Source organism: Stenotrophomonas tumulicola, assembly GCF_014117215.1.
In the GTDB taxonomy this organism is placed as follows: Bacteria; Pseudomonadota; Gammaproteobacteria; order Xanthomonadales; family Xanthomonadaceae; genus Stenotrophomonas; species Stenotrophomonas tumulicola.
The window spans coordinates 1165039-1183085 of the sequence record NZ_JACGXS010000001.1; the positions used below are offsets into that span (position 1 = coordinate 1165039).

Below are 18047 nucleotides of genomic sequence, written 5' to 3' on the forward strand. Positions count from 1 at the left end.
GGTCATGGACCCGCTCTACCGGGGCCCCCGGCCATGGAATCACCGCGGCTGTTTGATCGGCAGCACGAGGCGGAACTTCGAGCCCTCGCCGGGCGTGCTTTCCAGGTCGATGCGGCCGTTATGCTTGTTGATGATGCTGTAGGAGATCGACAGGCCCAGTCCGGTGCCGCTGCCCACCGGCTTGGTGGTGAAGAACGGATCGAAGATGCGTTGGCGAAGCTCCGGTGAAATGCCACCGCCGTCATCTTCGAACTCCACCCAGGCCTGGTCGCCGTCCACCCCGGTGCGCACGGTGATCGTGCCGCGGTCGGCGATGGCGTGCCCGGCATTGAGCAGCAGGTTCATGTACACCTGGTTGAGTTCTGAGGGCAGGCATTCCACCAGCGGCAGCTGGCCGAACTCGCGATGCAGCTGCACCTTGTACTTCAGCTCGTTCCAGATGATGTTGATCGTCGACTCGAGCCCGGCGTGCAGGTCTACCAGCTTCCATGACTCGTCCCGTCCGGAATACGAGAAGTCTTTCAGGTCGCGCACGATGCGGGTGACGCGCTCGATGCCTTCGCGCGACTCGGCCATCAGCTGCGGCAGGTCACGGCTGATGAAATCGATGTCCAGCCGCGTGCGGATATCGTCGATTTCCGGGATCAGGGTCTTCGGATCCGGCGCGCGCAGGGCGCGCTCGTAGGCCTCGATCACCGTGAACAGGCTGCGCAGGTATTCCTGCAGGCTGCCCAGGTTGGAATGTACGTACCCGATCGGGTTGTTGATTTCATGCGCCACGCCGGCCGCCAGCTGGCCGATGGAGGCCATCTTCTCCGACTGCAGCAGCTTTTCCTGCGCACCGTTGAGGCGCTGGTACGCCTGCCGCAGTTCGGCATGGCGCTGCTGCAGTTCACGCTCGTAGTCCGCATGGCCTTCGATACGACGGAACGTACCCAGGAAATAGCCCAGTCCCTGGTCGCGGTGATGGTAGATCTGTGCAGTGACAACCCCATCGCCCATCACCAGGCTGCCGCTCCATTGGCCGTGCTGGCGCGCCTGCAGCAGCGCATCGGGCGGGAGCAGCGGACGCAACCGCGATGCGGCGCCTTCCTCGCCATCGGCCGGCACGCCCAGCAGGGCCTGCATCGCCGGATTGGCGATCAGCACCGTGTCGTCGTCGGTAAACAGCAGCAGGCCTTCGCGCACCGGGTCCAGCAGGGCCTCGAGGACGTGCCTGGACGGGAACGAAGGGACTTCAGGGGGGATTGCGGCAGGCGCCATGCAGGGTCGTACGTTGCGAAGCAGACGCCACTATACGACGGCAGGCGCCGCCGCGAGGTTCAGGCCACCGCCAGCGGACGCCGCAACGTGTTCTGCTGTGCCTGGCCACGATTGTCATACACCGGCGCGTCCTCGCTGCGGCCAAGCTGGCGCAGCGCCCAGTTGACCTCGCGGCGACGGCGCGAAAGCAGCACGCCGTTGGCGCGGTTGCGCTCGGCCAGTTCCTGCAGGCGCGCTTCCTGGCCCTGCGGCAAGGCGGCTTCAAGCGCGCGCAACGCGTCCAGCTTGGCCCCGGTCGCGCGCACCAGCGCATGTACGTCATGCCCCACCAGGGCCTGGCGTTCGGCGTCCAGCGCCTCGCTCAGGCGCTGCATCGGCTCGCTCATGGGCGTGCTCATCCGTGCAGCTGCTGGTCCAGGTCGATCATGCGCGAAGCGATCGCTTCCGGATCGATCCGGTAGCTTCCGTTCTGCAACGACTCGCGCACTGCGGCCACGCGCTGTGCGTCGATGGCTGGCGCACTGCTCAGTTCGCGCTCGATCGCCTGCAGGTTGGTCGCTTCGCCGGTCAGCTTCAGGCTGTCGGCCGCTTCCACCGGGCGTGCCGGCGTGTCGGCACTGACGCCGGGCCGGTTCGAAGGGGCCAGCGTGCGAAGGGCCGGTGCCGCCTGCAGGGTACCGTCGATTTTTTGGCTCATGGGAGCTCCTGGGGTTGCCATACACAAACGATAACGGCCACCCGGCCGTGATCTTTAGGGGTTTTGCAAATTTTCAGCGCGTCACGAAAACGTCGCCGTTGGCGGCCACGATACCCTGCACCACCTTGCGCGAGGCCAGGTTTTCCACCGACAGCCGCTCGTTCTCACCCGCATCGCCCAGCGCCTTGCCGGCAACCCGGACTTCCACACTGCCGCTGCGCGACACCAGCGCCACGCTGTCGCCGCGCCGTACCAGCCGTTGCGTGACCAGGTCCGACGCCGACAGCAGGCTGCCCGCCTGCAACGTGCGCCGGGCCACACGGCCGATCGCCCCGCTCGGATCGGACAGCACGGCGCCGGCAATCCGCGCTGCATCACGCTGCGCAGTGGAGATATCGGCCGCCGCCAGCGTTTCTCCAGCGGCGATGCCACGGGACAGCACCAGCACGGTCTGTTCATGGCGCACCTTCACCGGCACGAACAGGCGCCAACCGCCCGCGTCCGGGCAACTCACCTCCACCGTGGTGTTGGCGGTGGGCTGGGCCAGCAGCGCCTGCGCGCAGGCAGGTAGCCGCAGCGCGTCGGACACCACCGCCTCGCCCTGTGCCCCTTCACCGAGGGTGCTCACGGCCGCGGCCCGGATGCTGTCCACCGGCTGCCACGACGACGCCCAGCCTGGCAGGGCAACCAGCAGCGACATCCAGCACAGGGTTTTCAGGAAAGGCATGCACGCTCCAGCGCTTGGCAATGCCACGGCCGGTGCAAGCGCCGTGCCAGTGCCACCCCGCCCTGCCGCCCGGCGGCCGCGCGGCGCGGGGAACGCGCGGGCCGCTGTCCCCTCAAGTCCCCCGCCGCACCGCCGATACACCCTCCATGTCACATGACCTGCTCAACCGTATCGACCAGCGCACCCGCCTGGCCGGCCACAATCGACTGGCGCTGCTGTTGTTCCGCCTCGGTGGCCGCCAGCTTTTTGGCGTGAACGTATTCAAGGTGCAGGAAGTACTGCGGCGCCCGTCGTTGTTCCAGGTGCCGGGCTTGCCGGGGCAGTTCTCCGGCGTGGCCGATGTCCGCGGGCGTTCGGTACCGGTGCTGGACCTGGGCGTGGCCATCGGCCATCCCGAGCGCGACCATGGCGGCGATGGCCCGGGCTACCTGGTGGTCACCGAGTTCAACCGGTCCATCCAGGGGTTCCTGGTCAGCGGCGTGGAGCGCATCGTCAACATCGCCGTGCAGGACATCCACCCACCGCCTGAGCTGGGGGCTACCTCCACCTACCTCACCGCCGTTACCCGCTTCCAGGGCGAGCTGATCCAGGTGATCGACGTGGAAAGCGTGCTGGCCGACATCGCCCAGTTGCGGGGTGAGGCGGTACTGGACCCGGGCATGGCGCTGCCGGCCGATGCACCACCGATGCAGGTGCTGGTGGTGGACGATTCGCGCGTGGCACGCCAGCAGATCCGCAGCGTGCTCGACCAGCTGGGAGTGGGCGCGACCCTGCTCTCGGATGGACGCCAGGCGCTGGACCACCTGCTGCAGATCCATGCATCCGGGGAAGACCCGGCGGAGCGCTACGCGATGGTGATCTCCGACATCGAGATGCCGGCGATGGACGGCTACACCTTGACGACGGAAATCCGGCGCCATCCAGGATTGGCAGGCCTGCATGTGCTGCTGCATACCTCCCTGTCGGGTGTTTTCAACAACGCGATGGTCGAGCGCGTCGGCGCCAATGCGTTCGTCGCCAAGTATTCCCCGCACGAGCTGGCCGATTTCGTGCTGGCGCGCCTGCGCAAGGTCGCCGAGGCCGCCTGACACCGTGCGGGGTGACGGGCATGGCCCGTCACTACCCCCGGTTGCGGATGGGATGCCCGCGCTGCGCGCGGGGTGACGGGCATGGCCCGTCACTACCGGTGCCCGGCGCCGGAAAACCTGCTTTGGCACGCCGCTTGCAGCCGCTCCCCGCAACGTCCTGCGGGAGTGCGCCATGCCCAACCTCATCTCCGATTACCTGGGTCTCCATGCCCAGGCCATGCCATTGCGCGAACAGCGCATGAAGCTGATCGCCAGCAACCTCGGCAACGTCGACACCCCTGGCTACAAGGCCAAGGACCTGGACTTCGATGCCGCGCTGCGCAGTGCGCAGGGCCAGGCCGGCAATGGCCTGATGACCACCACCAACGAACAGCACCTGGCGATCGGCAACGGCCTGAACCCGTTCCAGATCTCCCGCGAAGGCGTGCAGCCCAACCTCGACGGCAACACCGTCGACCCCGATGCCGAACGCGCTGCCTACGGCCGCGCCGCGCTGGAATACCGCGCTTCGCTCAGCTTCGTCGAATCCAAGGTGCGCACCATGCTCACCGCCATCACCGGGCAATAAGCCATGAGCAACCTCCCCATCTTCGATATCGCCGGCTCGGCGCTGCAGGCGCAATCGGTGCGCATGAGCACGATCGCCTCCAACCTGGCCAACGCCGATTCCATCGCCGGCTCGCCTGAGGCGGTGTACAAGCCGCTGGAGCCGATCTTCCAGGCCGTTACCAGCCGGACCGATCCGAACATCACCTCGGTGCAGGTCAAGGAGATCTCGCAGAGCGATGCCGCGCCGATCAAACGCTATGAACCCGGCCATCCGCTGGCTGACACGGACGGCTACATCTACCAGGCCGACGTCGATCCGGTCGCGCAGATGGTCAACCTGATCTCCACCTCGCGCAACTACCAGGCCGGCGTGGAAATGCTGGGTACCGCCAAGGAACTGGCCTTGGCCACGTTGACGATGGGCCGCTGACGCGTGCCCGCAAGGAGTCCCACATGAGCACCGCGATCAATACCCAGACCAGCCAGGATGTCTATTCCGCGCTGGGCCTGAACGCCCCCAACAGCAACGCCACCAAGAACAAGGACACCCTGGACCAGGCCGATTTCCTGCGCCTGATGACCGAGCAGCTGCAGCACCAGGATCCGCTCAAGCCGATGGACAACACGCAGATGGTCGCGCAGATGGCGCAGCTGTCCACGGTGCAGGGCATCAGCGACCTCAACACCACCGTGCAGGGCTTCCAGGCCTCGATGGCCAGCGACCAGGTACTGCGTGGCGCGGCGCTGGTCGGGCACGACGTGCTGGTGCCCTCGGAAAAACTGGTACTGGAAGACGAAGGCAGCGTCGGCGGCGTGGTGGCAGCGCCCGGCGCCGGCTTCATCACCGTGGACATCACCGATGCCAACGGCCTGAAAGTCGCGCAGGTGAGCGTGGAAGCGACCGAGGCCGGTGAAACCAGCTTCGAGTGGGACGGCAAGGACAGCAGCGGCAACCGCCTGCCGGCCGGCACCTATTCGCTGGCCGCCAACCATACCGATACCGCCGGTGCGCAGACCAAGCTGGGCACCTACGTGCAGGCACCGGTGGAAAGCGTGACCGTCGGTTCCGACGGCCTCTACCTCAATCTCAAGGGGCTGGGTGTCGCCCCGATCGACTACGTGCTCCGCATCAGCTGAGCCCCCAGACCGCCTACCCGAGGAGCTACCCATGGCCTTCAACGTATCCCTGTCCGGCATCAACGCCGCCAACACCGACCTGAGCGTCACCGCCAACAACGTCGCCAACGTCAACACCACCGGCTTCAAGGAATCGCGCGCCGAGTTCGCCGACCTGTTCTCGGCCACCAGCTACGGACTGTCGCGCAACGCAGTCGGCTCCGGCGTGCGCGTGTCCAACGTCGCCCAGCAGTTCAGCCAGGGCAACAACACCCAGACCGGGCGCAGCCTGGACCTGGCGATTTCCGGCGAAGGCTTCTTCACCATGAACATGAACGGCCAGCGCACCTACTCCCGCGCCGGCAACTTCCAGACCGATCCGCAGGGCTTCGTGGTCAACCCGCAGGGCGCCCGCCTGCAGGTGTTCGCCCCCAATGCGGACGGCACCAGCTTCGACGCCGGCCGCCTGACCGACCTGCAGCTGCTCACCACCGACAGCCCGCCCAAGCAGACCGGCAGCGTGCAGCTGGCCTTCACCCTGCCGGCCAACGCCACCGCGCCGACGGTCACGCCGTTCGACCCGACCGATTCCAACAGCTACAGCCAGTCCAGCGGCGGCGTCACCGTATACGACTCGCTGGGTGTCAGCCATACCCAGACCTCGTATTTCGTCAAGACCGACGTGGCCAACCAGTGGGAGGTCTACAACTACGTCGATGGCCAGCGCGTCGGTGATGAGCCCACCACGCTGACTTTCAACGAAAGCGGTGCGCTGACGGCACCGGCCGACGGCAAGATCGTACTGGGCGGTTTCGCCCCGGACACCGGTGCCGGCCAGCTGAACCTGACCCTGGACGTGGCCGGTTCGACCCAGTACGGCGAAAAATTCGCACTGCGCAACTTCCAGCAGGACGGTTACGCGGCCGGCAAGCTCAACGAGATCAGCGTGTCCGACCAGGGCGTGGTGTATGCACGCTACTCCAATGGCGACGACAAGCCGCTCGGCCAGGTCGCGCTGACCAACTTCAACAACGTGCAGGGCCTGCAGGCCACCGGCAACAACATGTGGGTGGAAACCTTCGACTCGGGCGCACCGCGTACGGCCGCGCCGGATTCGTCGGACCTGGGCAAGATCCAGGCCGGCGCGCTGGAATCTTCCACCGTGGACCTCACCGAGCAGCTGGTGAACATGATCGTGGCCCAGCGCAATTTCCAGGCCAACTCGCAGATGCTCAGCACCCAGGACCAGGTCACCCAGACCATCATCAACATCCGTTGATGATGGCCGGCTGACCACAGCACGGAGCTTCCGAGATGGACAAGGCCCTCTACGTCGCGATGACCGGTGCGCGCGCTTCCCTGCAGGCGCAGGGCACGGTGTCGCACAACATCTCCAACACCGATACGCCTGGCTTCAAGGAAGCACTGGCCAATACCGAATCATTTCCGATCCGCGGCCCAGGGTTCGCCTCGCGCGTGGACGCGTTGCATGTCGATGCCGGCTTCAATCGCCGGGTCGGCGCGCAGCAGATCACCGGCAATCCGCTGGACCTGTCGTTGCAGCCGGGGAGCTGGCTGGCCTTGCAGGCCCCCGATGGCGGCGAAGCCTATACGCGGGGTGCGGCGCTGTCGCTGACCCCGAATGGCCAACTGGTGACTGCCGGCGGCCACCCGGTGCTGGACGAGAACGACAACCCGATCGCCATTCCGCCGCACCAGGCGATGGAGATCGGCAACGACGGCACCCTCTCCATCATCCCCATGGGCGAAGGTCCGCAGACGATGGCGGTGATCGGCCGGATCAAGGTGGTGGCCGCCGCCGATGATCGCCTGCAACGCGGCCTGGATGGCCTGTTCCGCAATACCGATCCGCAGCAGCCGTTCGTGCAGATGCAGGGAAAGTCGCTGGAAAGCGGCCAGTTGGAGGGCAGCAACGTCGATGCTGCCGGCGCGCTGGTGCAGATGATCCAGCTGCAGCGCCAGTACGAAATGCAGGTCAAGGTGATCAAGCACGGCGACGAGAACGCACGCAGCGCCAACAGCCTGCTGCGCCTGAACGGCTGAGCCCGCGCAGGCTGACGGAATCCTGGCGCTGCTGTCTGGCACACCGCTTGCACTACCCAGCTTGAAGCACCTGCGCCCCATCGCAGGTTACCTGTCCCGCCCGTGACGGCCGGGGCAACCAGCAGAGGAACTGACCATGAACCAGGCACTGTGGATCGCCAAGACCGGCCTCGACGCGCAACAGACGCGGATGTCGGTGGTGTCCAACAACCTCGCCAACACCAACACGACCGGCTTCAAGCAGGATCGTGCCAGTTTCGAGGACCTGCTGTACCAGCAGGTACGCCAGCCTGGCGGTGCGTCCTCGGCACAGACCCAACTGCCGACCGGCCTGCAGCTGGGCACCGGCGTACGGGTGGTCGCCACCGCGAAGAACTTCGAACAGGGCAGCCAGCAGCAGACCGGCCGCGCGCTGGACGTGATGGTCAACGGCCGTGGCTTCTTCGAAGTGACGATGCCCGATGGCAGCTCGGCCTATACCCGCGATGGCGCCTTCAAGGTCAGCCAGGACGGCGAACTGGTCACCAACAGTGGCTACCCCGTGCAGCCGGGCATCCAGATTCCCGAAGGCGCGCAGACGCTCACCATCGGCACCGATGGCACCGTCAGCGTCAAGATGGCCGACGACGCCGCCACGGTGGAGATCGGCGCGCTCACCCTGACCGACTTCATCAACCCCGCCGGCCTGCAGGCACGCGGCGAGAACCTGTACCTGGAAACCACCGCATCAGGGCCGGCACAGAACGGCAACCCCGGCCTCAACGGACTGGGCAACGTGGTCCAGGGCGCGCTGGAAGGCAGCAACGTCAACGTGGTGGAAGAGCTGGTGTCGATGATCGAAACCCAGCGCGCCTACGAAATGAACGCCAAGGCCATCTCCACCACCGATTCGATGCTGGCCTACCTCAACAACAACGTCTGACCACGCCTTCCCCATCATCCTCCTGGAAACCATCCCCGCCATGCAGCACTCCGCTCCCCTCGCCCGCCTCACCCTCGCCGCCGCCATCGTCGCGCTGCTGGGTGGCTGCGTGATCGCCGGCGACGTGCGGCCGTATCCGGCGATGGCACCGGTGCAGCCGATCATGCCGCCACAGGCGCAGGCCACCGCCGGCGCCATCTATGCCGCCGGCCCCTCGCTGCAGTTGTATTCGGACCGCCGGGCGCGTGATGTCGGCGACCTGCTGACCATCACCCTGCAGGAAAACACCCAGGCGCAGACCAGCGCCAACACCGCCACCAGCAAGGAATCGGAACTTGCGCTGGGCACGCCGACGCTGTTCGGCGCACCGGTCACGCTGGGTGGCAAGGACATCCTGTCGGCCAGCGCCAATGGATCGCGCGATTTCACCGGCCGTGGCAACAGCGCGCAGAGCAATCGCCTGCAGGGCAGCGTGACGGTCACGGTGATGCAGCGCCTGCCCAACGGCAACCTGGTGGTGCAGGGACAGAAGAACCTGCGCCTGAACCAGGGCGATGAACTGGTGCAGGTACAGGGCATCGTGCGCGCCGCCGACATCGGTCCGGACAATTCCATTCCCTCCAGCCGGGTGGCCGATGCACGCATCGTCTACGGCGGCCGCGGTGCGGTGGCGCAGTCCAACGCCATGGGCTGGCTGAGCCGCTTCTTCAACTCCGGCCTGGCGCCGTTCTGAGCACCGCACCCATGATCTTTTCCCGCTTCCCGCTGCGCATGCTGCTCGCTGCCCTGGCCCTGGCCACGCTGGTTGCACCGGCGCATGCCGAACGCATCAAGGACCTCGCCCAGGTCGGCGGCGTGCGTGGCAACGCGCTGGTCGGCTATGGCCTGGTGGTCGGCCTGGACGGCAGCGGTGACCGCACCAGCCAGGCCCCCTTCACCGTGCAGAGCCTGAAGAACCTGCTCGGCGAACTGGGCGTCAATGTGCCGGCGAACGTCAATCCGCAGTTGAAGAACGTCGCCGCCGTGGCGATCCACGCCGAGCTGCCGCCGTTCGCCAAGCCCGGCCAGCCGATCGACATCACCGTGTCTTCGGTCGGCAATTCCGTATCGCTGCGCGGCGGCTCGCTGCTGATGGCGCCGCTGCGTGGTGCCGATGGGCAGGTCTACGCCATCGCCCAGGGCAACCTGGTGGTGGGCGGATTCGGCGCACAGGGCCGCGATGGCTCGCGGGTGTCGGTCAACGTGCCCAGCGTCGGCCGCATCCCCAACGGCGCCACCGTCGAACGCGCGTTGCCGGACGTGTTCGGCGCCGCCGGTGAAATCACCCTCAACCTGCACCAGAACGACTTCACCACCGTCTCGCGCATGGTTGCCGCACTCAACAATGCCTTCGGCGAGGGCGCTGCCCGCGCGGTGGACGGAGTGACCGTCGCGGTCCGCTCGCCGACTGATCCGGGCGCACGCATCGGCCTGCTGGCGCGGATCGAGAACCTGGAACTGACCCCCGGCAACGCACCGGCCAAGGTAGTGGTCAACTCACGCACCGGCACCGTGGTGATCGGCCAGCAGGTCCGCGTGGGTGCTGCGGCGATCTCGCACGGCTCGCTCACCGTGACCATCCAGGAAGGCACCAACATCAGCCAGCCCAATGCCTTCGCCGGTGGCCAGACCGTGGTCGCGCCGCAGTCCACGGTCACCGCCGAGGCCGATGGCAGCCGCATGTTCAAGTTCAATGGCGGCACGTCGCTGGATGAGATCGTGCATGCGGTCAACGCCGTCGGTGCTGCGCCGGGCGACCTGATCGCGATCCTGGAAGCACTTAAGCAGGCCGGTGCGCTGAGCGCCGAGCTCGAGGTGATCTGACATGCGCATCCAGCCGGCCTTCGAACTCAATCCTTCCCAGCGTAATGATCCGCAACGGATCGACAAGGTCGCGCGGCAGCTGGAAGGACAATTCGCGCAGATGCTGGTCAAGAGCATGCGCGAGGCCAGCTTTGGCGATTCGCTGTTTCCCGGCGAGAACACCATGTTCCGCGAGATGTATGACCAGAAGATCGCCGAGGCGATGACCCGTGGCAAAGGCCTGGGCCTGTCGGCGGTGATCACCCGCCAGCTTTCCGGCGCGGCCGGCGATGGTCCTGCGCTGGATGCGCGGATCAATGCCCCCGATGCCAGCCGCGCCTACCAGCTCAATGCGCCCGCAGCCACCGCCCCGGAACTGCCGCTGGATGATGCCGACCAGGCCGTTCGCATGCTGCAGCAGATGGCCTCCGGCACGTCGCCGCACGCCCGGCAACCGATGGAACAGACCCTGGACCTGATTGCCGGGCGCGAGAGCAGCCGCATGCACCAGGCACTGGGCAGCACCGATCCCTACGCGTCGACGCCGGATGCAGGCGCGCAGATGCTGCCGGACGATCAATGGGCAGCCACCGCAACCAACCGTGGCAGCGGGCCGTCGGCGATGGATGCCCTGGCCAGTTCTTCCGCGGTGGCGCGACTGGGCGCGCATACGCCGGAAGGTTTCGTTGCCGGCATCTGGCCACACGCACAGACCGCGGCACGGGAACTGGGCGTGGACGCGCGCGCGCTGGTCGCCCAGGCCGCGCTGGAAACCGGTTGGGGCAAGCGCCAGATCACCCACGGCGATGGCCGCAGCGCGCACAACCTGTTCGGCATCAAGGCCGCTGGCTGGAGCGGCGACCGGGCCACCGTGGGCACCCATGAGTACGTGGACGGCGTGCGCCGCAACGAAACCGCCAGCTTCCGCAGCTACGCCTCGCCGGCCGACAGCTTCGCCGACTACGTGCGGCTGCTGAAGACCAACCCGCGCTACCAGAAGGCGTTGCAGGCCGGCACCGACGTGCGCAGCTTCGCCCACGGCCTGCAGCAGGCCGGTTATGCGACCGACCCGTCGTATGCCAGAAAGATCGCCAGCATCGCCGGCGGCCCGACCATCGAACGCGCGGTATCCGCCATCGGCGATGCCGGCGCGCGGCTCGGTCGCACATTCGCCAGCACTGCCCAGGCAGCGCTGGCGACCACCCGTCGCTGAGGAACTCCATGACCAGCGTGCTCTCTACCGGTACCAGTGCCCTGCTCGCCTTCCAGCGCGCACTGGCCACCACCAGCCACAACGTGGCCAACATCAACACGCCCGGCTACAGCCGGCAACGGGTGGACTTCGCCACCGCCGATCCCCAACAGATGGGCTTCGGCACGGTGGGCAATGGCACCCGCATCGCCGATATCCGCCGCGTCGCCGACCAGTTGGCGATCTCGCGGCTGCTCGATGGCAGCGGTGAACTGGCACGCCTGAAGCAGCTGTCGACCATGGCCGATCGGGTGGATGCCCTGTTCTCCGACGCATCGACCAACGTCGCCGGCGTCTGGTCGAATTTCTTCGATTCGGTCAGCGGCCTGTCCTCCAATGCATCGGCCACCGCCGACCGGCAGAACGTGCTGGACAGCGCCGGCACCCTGGCCAACCGGTTCCGCCAGCTCAACGGCAACCTGGACAGCCTCAACAGCGAGGTCAACAACGGCATTACCGCCGCCGCCACCGAAATCAACCGGCTGGCCGCGGAGGTGGCGCAGATCAACGCGGCCATCGGCAGCAATGCCACCGATGCCGCGCCGGACCTGCTGGACCGCCGCGACCAGCTGATCGCCAGCCTGGTCGGGTACACCGGCGGCAATGCGGTGATGCAGGACGGCGGTTTCATGAACGTCTACACCGCTGGCGGCCAGGCACTGGTGGTAGGCGCTACCGCCAGCAAGGTCACCACGGTCACCGATGCCTACCAGCCCGAGCGGCTGCAGTTGGCACTGGAAACCCAGGGCGCGAAAGTCGTGCTGGATTCCAAGGCGCTGGGTGGCCAGGTCGGCGGCCTGATGGAATTCCGCGACACCGTGCTGACGCCGGCGCAGGCCGAACTGGGCAAGCTGGCCATCGGCCTGGCCAGCACCTTCAACGAGACCCACCGCAACGGCGTGGACCTGTACGGCAACCTCGGCACCGACCTGTTCAACATCGGCAGCCCGCGGGTCACCGGCAACACCAGCAATACCGGCAGCGCCACCCTGCAGGCCAGTTTCGGCGACCTGTCCAAGCTGGACGCGCAGAACATCGTGCTGCGCTTCGACGGCACCCAGTGGCAGGCCAGCCGCGCCGATACCGGTGCCAGCATTGCATTGACCGGCACGGGTACGGCAGACGATCCGCTGGTGATCAATGGCGTGGAACTGGTTGTGTCCGGCACGCCTGCGGCCAACGACCGCTTCCTGCTGCAGCCCACCGCCAACGTCGCCGGCAGCATGTCGGTGGCCATCACCGATCCCTCGCGCCTGGCCGCCGCTGCACCGGTCAAGGGCGAAGCGGCGACCGCCAACACCGGCAGCGGCAAGCTCACCGACCTCAAGGTGACCGATGTTGCCGACCCGGCCCTGCGCACGCCTGCGGCGATCGTCTTCATCTCGGCGACCGAATACACCATCGATGGCGGTGACCCGCAGCCCTATACCCCTGGCCAGACCATCAGTGCCAACGGCTGGAGCTTCAACCTCGATGGCGCGCCGAAGGCCGGCGACCGTTTCGATATCAGTCCCACCGGTGCCGGCTCGTCCGACAACAGCAATGCGCTGGCATTGGCCAAGGTGGAGGACGCCAAGATCTTCAGCGCCGGCACCGTAACCCTCGGCGGTGCACTGGGCGGCCTGACCACCCAGATCGGTGCGGCGGCACGTTCGGCGGAGTATTCGCTGCAGGCCCAGCAGGTCATCACCGACCAGGCACAGGCCGCGCGGGATTCGGTGTCCGGCGTGAACCTGGACGAGGAAGCGGCGGACATGCTCCGCCTGCAGCAGGCCTACCAGGCCGCCTCGCAGCTGATATCCACCGCCGACAACATGTTCCAGACCATCCTCGGAGCCGTCTCGCGATGAACGACCGTATTTCCACCGGGATGATGTACAGCCAGTCGGTATCGCTGATGCTGTCCAAGCAATCCAGGATCAACCATCTCGAACAGCAGATCGCCACCGGCAGCAAGATCGTGTCGGCCAAGGACGATCCGGTCGGCGCCGGCACCGCCGTCGGCCTGGACCGCGTGGCCGCCGGGCTGGAGCAGCTCGGCAAGAATGCCAACAACGTGCAGAACCGGCTGGGCCTGCAGGAAAACGCGCTGGCGCAGGCCAATGAGCTGATGACCCGCGCAGTGGAGCTGAGCATCCAGGCCAACACGCCGGTGCCGGGAGAGACCGACCTCAAGGCCATCGCCAGCGAGCTCAAGTCGATCCAGGACAGCCTGCTGTCGCTGGCCAACAGCAAGGATGGCAGCGGGCGCTACCTGTTCGGTGGCAGCAGCGATGCCGACGCGCCGTTCCTGAAGTCCGGCGGCACGGTGGCCTACGGAGGCGACCAGACCCAGCGCCAGGTGGAAGTCGCGCCCGGCCAGCTGGTCAACGACGCCCTGCCCGGCAGTGAGATCTTCATGCGCATCCGCACCGGCGACGGCACCGTGGATGGCAGCGCGGCAGCCGGCAACACCGGCAGCGGCCTGTTGACCTCGATCAGCCGCGACGGCAGCGATGCCTGGGAAGGCGGCGCACTCACCATCCGCTTCACCGAGGCCGGCGAAGGCGCCTACGAAGTACTCGACGCTACCGGCGCGGTAGTGGCCAACGGCACCCATGCCGCCGGCGAAGACATCGTGGTGGGCGGCATCCGCCTGCGCATCGAAGGCGAACCGGCGGCCGGCGACAGCTTTGGCGTGGAAGCATCCAGCACCCGCGACATCTTCGGCACGCTGGACAAGCTGGTGGCCGCGCTGGAATCGGACCCGCAGACCGCCGCCGAGCGCACCAGCATGCAGAACGTCCTGCAATCAAGCATGCGTGACATCACCCGTGCGTCGGAAAACATGATCGACGCACGCGCCAAGGGCGGTGCCCAGCTGGCCGCCATCGACGATGCCGCCAGTGCCCGCGAAGCCACCTCGGTCACCATCAAATCCACCCTTTCCACCCTGCGCGACCTGGACTACGCCGATGCCATCGGCCAGTACAAGCTCGAAAACGCGGCCCTGCAGGCCGCGCAGACGATCTTCAGCCAGATGCAGGCCATGTCCCTGTTCAACACCATCCGCTGACCTTCATCCGGGCGCCCTGAGCGCGTCCATTCCAACAGACCCAGAGCCACCCACGGAGACGCCCCATGGCACAGATCATCAACACCAATACGATGTCGCTGAACGCCCAGCGTAATCTTTCCACCAGCGGCAATTCGCTGGCCACGTCGATCCAGCGCCTGTCCTCGGGCCTGCGCATCAACAGCGCAAAGGACGACGCGGCGGGCCTGGCGATTTCCGAACGCTTCACCACCCAGATCCGCGGCACCAACCAGGCCGCACGCAACGCCAACGACGGCATTTCGCTGGCGCAGACCGCCGAAGGCGCGCTGGGCGAGATCGGCAACAACCTGCAGCGCATCCGCGAACTGGCCGTGCAGGCACGCAACGCTACCAACTCGGCTTCCGACCGCCAGGCGCTGAATGCCGAAGTGCAGTTGCTGAAGGCTGAAATCCAGCGCGTGGCCGAGCAGACCAACTTCAACGGCACCAGCCTGCTGGACGGCAGCTTCACCAACCAGGCCTTCCAGATAGGCGCCGACCAAGGCCAGACGATCAACATTTCCCAGATCGCCAACGCCAACATCAAGGTGTTGGGCAATTGGAACCAGGTCGATACGGCAGCCAAATTCACCGCAACCGCGCCGGTAGGCACAGGTGAAGGTGCTGTTGGTCCTGGCGCCGCCACGTTGGACCTCGCAGGCGCAACGGATCCAACCGCTGAATTTACCTTCCAAGTCGACGGCAACCAAGTCACTGTTGAACAGGACCCCACGCGTGATGCCGAAGGCCTTGCCGCGGCTGTGGCAACGCAGATCAACACCGTCCGGCCCAATCTGGCGACCGCTGACGGAAACAACGTCGCACTATCAAACACGACTGCTGCGCCGGTCGTGATCGATGCCTTCTCCAACGCTGTTGCAGCCCAGACTGTAGGCGCACAGGGTACCGGTGGCACCGCTACCTTTGATGCAGGCAGCTTGACCCTGACTGGCGCCAAGGGCACGGCGACCATCAACTTCGCCGCTGCCGGTGGTGCTGGCCAGCGTGCCAGCGACTTGGTCAAGTCGATCAATGACCAGAGTTACAACACCGGCGTTACTGCCTCGCTCGATGATACAGGCAAGTTGGTGCTGGCTTCGCAGAGCGGCGACTTTTCCATCGCCGGCGCAGAGGATCTGACGGCGCAGACCGGCCTGAGTGCGGGGGACACCGCTGCGGACGAGATCGGCAGCGCTTGGGTCCCAGGCGAGCCGAAATCAGGCTTCGCTGACCTGGATATCACCACCACCGCTGGCGCCGACAATGCACTGAACGCCATGGACGCCGCCCTGCTGTCCATCAACTCATCGCGCGCCGACCTGGGTGCCGTGCAGAACCGCTTTAGTTCGACCATCGCCAACCTGACCACGTCCTCGGAGAACATGTCCGCTGCACGCAGCCGCATCCGCGACGTCGATTACGCACAGGAAACAGCCGAGCTTACCCGCGCGCAGATCCTGCAGCAGGCCGGCACGGCAATGCTGGCACAGGCCAACCAGGTGCCGCAGAACGTCCTCAGCCTGCTGCAGTCGTAAGAACAGGCTCCTGTAGCGCCGAGCCATGCTCGGCGGCTTCTGGCCTGGGATGCCGCACGTACCAAAAGGCTCCGCCATGCACTTGGCGGGGCCTTTTTTTCATGATGGATCGCCCGCCGGGCACGACCCGGCGTTACAAAAATATTGACTTGTGGCTAAAGGCTGGACAGGCAGTGCCGTTATTGACTTCAGCAGCGGCAGCACACCCCCCACCCGGGCCGCCATCCACTGCCCCCGATACCGGCCAGGCTGAACTGCCGGACCCACTGCCAAAAAGGAAAACCGCACCATGGCACAAGTCATCAACACCAACACCATGTCGCTCAACGCCCAGCGCAACCTGAGCACCAGCGGCACGAACCTGGCCACCACCATCCAGCGCCTGTCCTCGGGCCTGCGCATCAACAGCGCAAAGGACGATGCCGCTGGCCTGGCGATTTCCGAGCGTTTCAGCACCCAGATCCGCGGCGTGAACCAGGCTGCCCGCAACGCCAACGACGGCATTTCGCTGGCGCAGACCGCTGAAGGCGCACTGGGCGAAATCGGCAACAACCTGCAGCGCATCCGTGAACTTTCCGTGCAGTCACGCAATGCCACCAACTCCGCGTCTGATCGCGAGGCCTTGAACTCGGAAGTGCAGTTGCTGAAGGCCGAAATCCAGCGCGTCGCCGAGCAGACGAACTTCAACGGCACCAACCTGCTGAACGGAAAATTCCAGAGCCAGGCCTTCCAGATCGGCGCCGACCAGGGCCAGACCATCGACATTGCCCAGATCGCCAATGCCAACATTGCAGCGTTGGGCAACTGGAACGAAGTTGACACCGCAGGCTCGGTGACTGCTACCAAGGCCGCCGGTACCGGTGGCGCAGGTGCTCCCGGAACTACACCGGTCACCTTGGATCTCTCCGGCATCGATGCTGGCGATCTCGACGATGGCTTCACCTTCGATCTGGACGGCACGCAGATCACGGTTGGCGGCGGCACGGGCCGTACCGCAGAGGCGTTGGCAGCCGACGTAGTCGATGCCATCAATGCGCAAGCCGATGGTTTGGCGGCCGCTGATGGCGGCAACGTGATCTTGACCAACGCGACCACGACCGATGTCGTCGTTGATAACTTCAGCAACGGCTTGGCTAACATCACCGCTACTGCCGCAACGCCGGGCACCGGCACCGGCACCGCTACCTTCAGTGCAGGCAGCTTCATGCTGACCGGCTCCAAGGGTACCGCCGTCGAGATCAAGTTCGACGCAGCCGGCAGTGCAGAACAGCGTGCGGATCAGCTGGTCAAGGCGATCAACAGCCAGAGTTACAACACGGGCGTCAGTGCATCGCTGGACGAGGCCGGCAATGTCTCGATGAAGGCCGCCGACGGCAACTTCACCATCGCAGCAACGGCTGACACCGATGAAGCGCGGGAGGCACTGCTCGCTCAGACCGGCCTGACCGCTGGCGAGACCGAGACCTACGCCAAGGGCGTCGCCCGGACCGGCTTCGCCGATCTTGACATCTCGACCGAGGCCGGCGCCGACAATGCAATGAAGGCAATGGACGCCGCGCTCAACTCCATCAACTCCTCGCGCGCTGACCTGGGCGCGATCCAGAACCGCTTCACCTCGGTCGTGGCCAACCTGAACACCTCTTCGGAGAACATGTCGGCCGCCCGCAGCCGCATCCGCGACGTGGATTACGCTTCGGAAACCGCCGAGCTGACCCGCAACCAGATCCTGCAGCAGGCAGGTACGGCGATGCTGGCCCAGGCCAACCAGTCCAGCCAGAGCGTGCTGAGCCTGTTGCAGTAATCGAAGCGGCAGGTTTCATCGCATAACGGAAAGGGGGCGAAAGCCCCCTTTTTGTTTGTTTGATGACCAGATGCCGCTGCGCTCGCCGGGCATGGCCCGGCGCTACAGGGGCGTG

Annotated in this window: 18 protein-coding genes; 14 read left to right on the plus strand and 4 right to left on the minus strand. The window is 66.1% G+C overall.

Annotated features, from left to right (window positions below; all coding sequences use genetic code 11):
* Positions 1 to 39: 39 nt before the first annotated feature.
* The 4 genes from H4O11_RS05160 to flgA all read right to left on the minus strand — a co-directional run bounded on the left by H4O11_RS05160 (position 40) and on the right by flgA (position 2678).
* Positions 40 to 1263 carry an ATP-binding protein gene (locus H4O11_RS05160; protein WP_182338267.1) on the minus strand — a complete coding sequence of 408 codons (1224 nt, stop codon included), beginning with the start codon at positions 1261 to 1263 and terminating at the stop codon, positions 40 to 42.
* A 59-nt stretch (positions 1264 to 1322) separates the two neighbouring features.
* Positions 1323 to 1661: a flagellar protein FlgN gene (locus tag H4O11_RS05165; protein WP_182338268.1), complete on the minus strand. Its 339-nt coding sequence runs from the start codon at positions 1659 to 1661 to the stop codon at positions 1323 to 1325.
* Positions 1658 to 1960, minus strand: coding sequence for a flagellar biosynthesis anti-sigma factor FlgM (gene flgM / locus H4O11_RS05170; protein ID WP_182338269.1), 303 nt, complete (start codon positions 1958 to 1960; stop codon positions 1658 to 1660). The genes H4O11_RS05165 and flgM overlap by 4 nt, the downstream gene beginning before the upstream one ends.
* Positions 1961 to 2033: 73 nt before the next feature.
* Positions 2034 to 2678 (minus strand): flagellar basal body P-ring formation chaperone FlgA, encoded by a 645-nt coding sequence (gene flgA / locus H4O11_RS05175; protein ID WP_182338429.1) that lies wholly within the window; start codon positions 2676 to 2678, stop codon positions 2034 to 2036.
* 155 nt (positions 2679 to 2833) lie between these two features.
* Between flgA and H4O11_RS05180 the strand changes: the two genes are divergently transcribed.
* From H4O11_RS05180 to H4O11_RS19445, 14 genes are all read left to right on the plus strand, one after another.
* Positions 2834 to 3775: a chemotaxis protein gene (locus tag H4O11_RS05180; protein ID WP_182338270.1), complete on the plus strand. Its 942-nt coding sequence runs from the start codon at positions 2834 to 2836 to the stop codon at positions 3773 to 3775.
* A 172-nt stretch (positions 3776 to 3947) separates the two neighbouring features.
* Positions 3948 to 4343 (plus strand): flagellar basal body rod protein FlgB, encoded by a 396-nt coding sequence (gene flgB, locus H4O11_RS05185; protein WP_182338271.1) that lies wholly within the window; start codon positions 3948 to 3950, stop codon positions 4341 to 4343.
* Between the two features lie 3 nt (positions 4344 to 4346).
* On the plus strand, positions 4347 to 4754 hold the full coding sequence (flgC, locus tag H4O11_RS05190) for a flagellar basal body rod protein FlgC (protein WP_182338272.1): 408 nt from the start codon (positions 4347 to 4349) through the stop codon (positions 4752 to 4754).
* A gap of 23 nt (positions 4755 to 4777) precedes the next feature.
* Positions 4778 to 5461, plus strand: a complete 684-nt coding sequence (locus tag H4O11_RS05195; protein WP_182338273.1) for a flagellar hook assembly protein FlgD — start codon at positions 4778 to 4780, stop codon at positions 5459 to 5461.
* A 31-nt stretch (positions 5462 to 5492) separates the two neighbouring features.
* A complete protein-coding gene (gene flgE, locus H4O11_RS05200) occupies positions 5493 to 6719 on the plus strand; it encodes a flagellar hook protein FlgE (RefSeq protein WP_182338274.1) in 1227 nt (408 codons plus the stop codon).
* Positions 6720 to 6754: 35 nt separating this feature from the next.
* Positions 6755 to 7504 (plus strand): flagellar basal body rod protein FlgF, encoded by a 750-nt coding sequence (locus H4O11_RS05205; RefSeq protein WP_182338275.1) that lies wholly within the window; start codon positions 6755 to 6757, stop codon positions 7502 to 7504.
* A gap of 136 nt (positions 7505 to 7640) precedes the next feature.
* Positions 7641 to 8426, plus strand: coding sequence for a flagellar basal-body rod protein FlgG (flgG, locus tag H4O11_RS05210; RefSeq protein WP_182338276.1), 786 nt, complete (start codon positions 7641 to 7643; stop codon positions 8424 to 8426).
* A gap of 40 nt (positions 8427 to 8466) precedes the next feature.
* Positions 8467 to 9159 carry a flagellar basal body L-ring protein FlgH gene (flgH, locus tag H4O11_RS05215; RefSeq protein WP_182338277.1) on the plus strand — a complete coding sequence of 231 codons (693 nt, stop codon included), beginning with the start codon at positions 8467 to 8469 and terminating at the stop codon, positions 9157 to 9159.
* An 11-nt stretch (positions 9160 to 9170) separates the two neighbouring features.
* Positions 9171 to 10289, plus strand: coding sequence for a flagellar basal body P-ring protein FlgI (locus H4O11_RS05220; protein ID WP_425505996.1), 1119 nt, complete (start codon positions 9171 to 9173; stop codon positions 10287 to 10289).
* A 1-nt stretch (position 10290) separates the two neighbouring features.
* Positions 10291 to 11481: a flagellar assembly peptidoglycan hydrolase FlgJ gene (flgJ, locus tag H4O11_RS05225; protein WP_182338278.1), complete on the plus strand. Its 1191-nt coding sequence runs from the start codon at positions 10291 to 10293 to the stop codon at positions 11479 to 11481.
* 8 nt (positions 11482 to 11489) lie between these two features.
* Positions 11490 to 13370: a flagellar hook-associated protein FlgK gene (gene flgK / locus H4O11_RS05230; protein WP_182338279.1), complete on the plus strand. Its 1881-nt coding sequence runs from the start codon at positions 11490 to 11492 to the stop codon at positions 13368 to 13370.
* On the plus strand, positions 13367 to 14575 hold the full coding sequence (gene flgL, locus H4O11_RS05235) for a flagellar hook-associated protein FlgL (RefSeq protein ID WP_182338280.1): 1209 nt from the start codon (positions 13367 to 13369) through the stop codon (positions 14573 to 14575). Before flgK ends, flgL begins: the two co-directional genes overlap by 4 nt.
* A gap of 65 nt (positions 14576 to 14640) precedes the next feature.
* The gene (locus H4O11_RS19495; RefSeq protein WP_182338281.1) at positions 14641 to 16131 is read left to right on the plus strand and encodes a flagellin N-terminal helical domain-containing protein; all 1491 of its coding nucleotides are present in this window, start codon (positions 14641 to 14643) and stop codon (positions 16129 to 16131) included.
* 289 nt (positions 16132 to 16420) lie between these two features.
* Complete coding sequence (locus tag H4O11_RS19445; protein WP_182338282.1) at positions 16421 to 17932, plus strand: flagellin; 1512 nt, start codon at positions 16421 to 16423, stop codon at positions 17930 to 17932.
* The last annotated feature ends 115 nt before the right edge of the window (positions 17933 to 18047 follow it).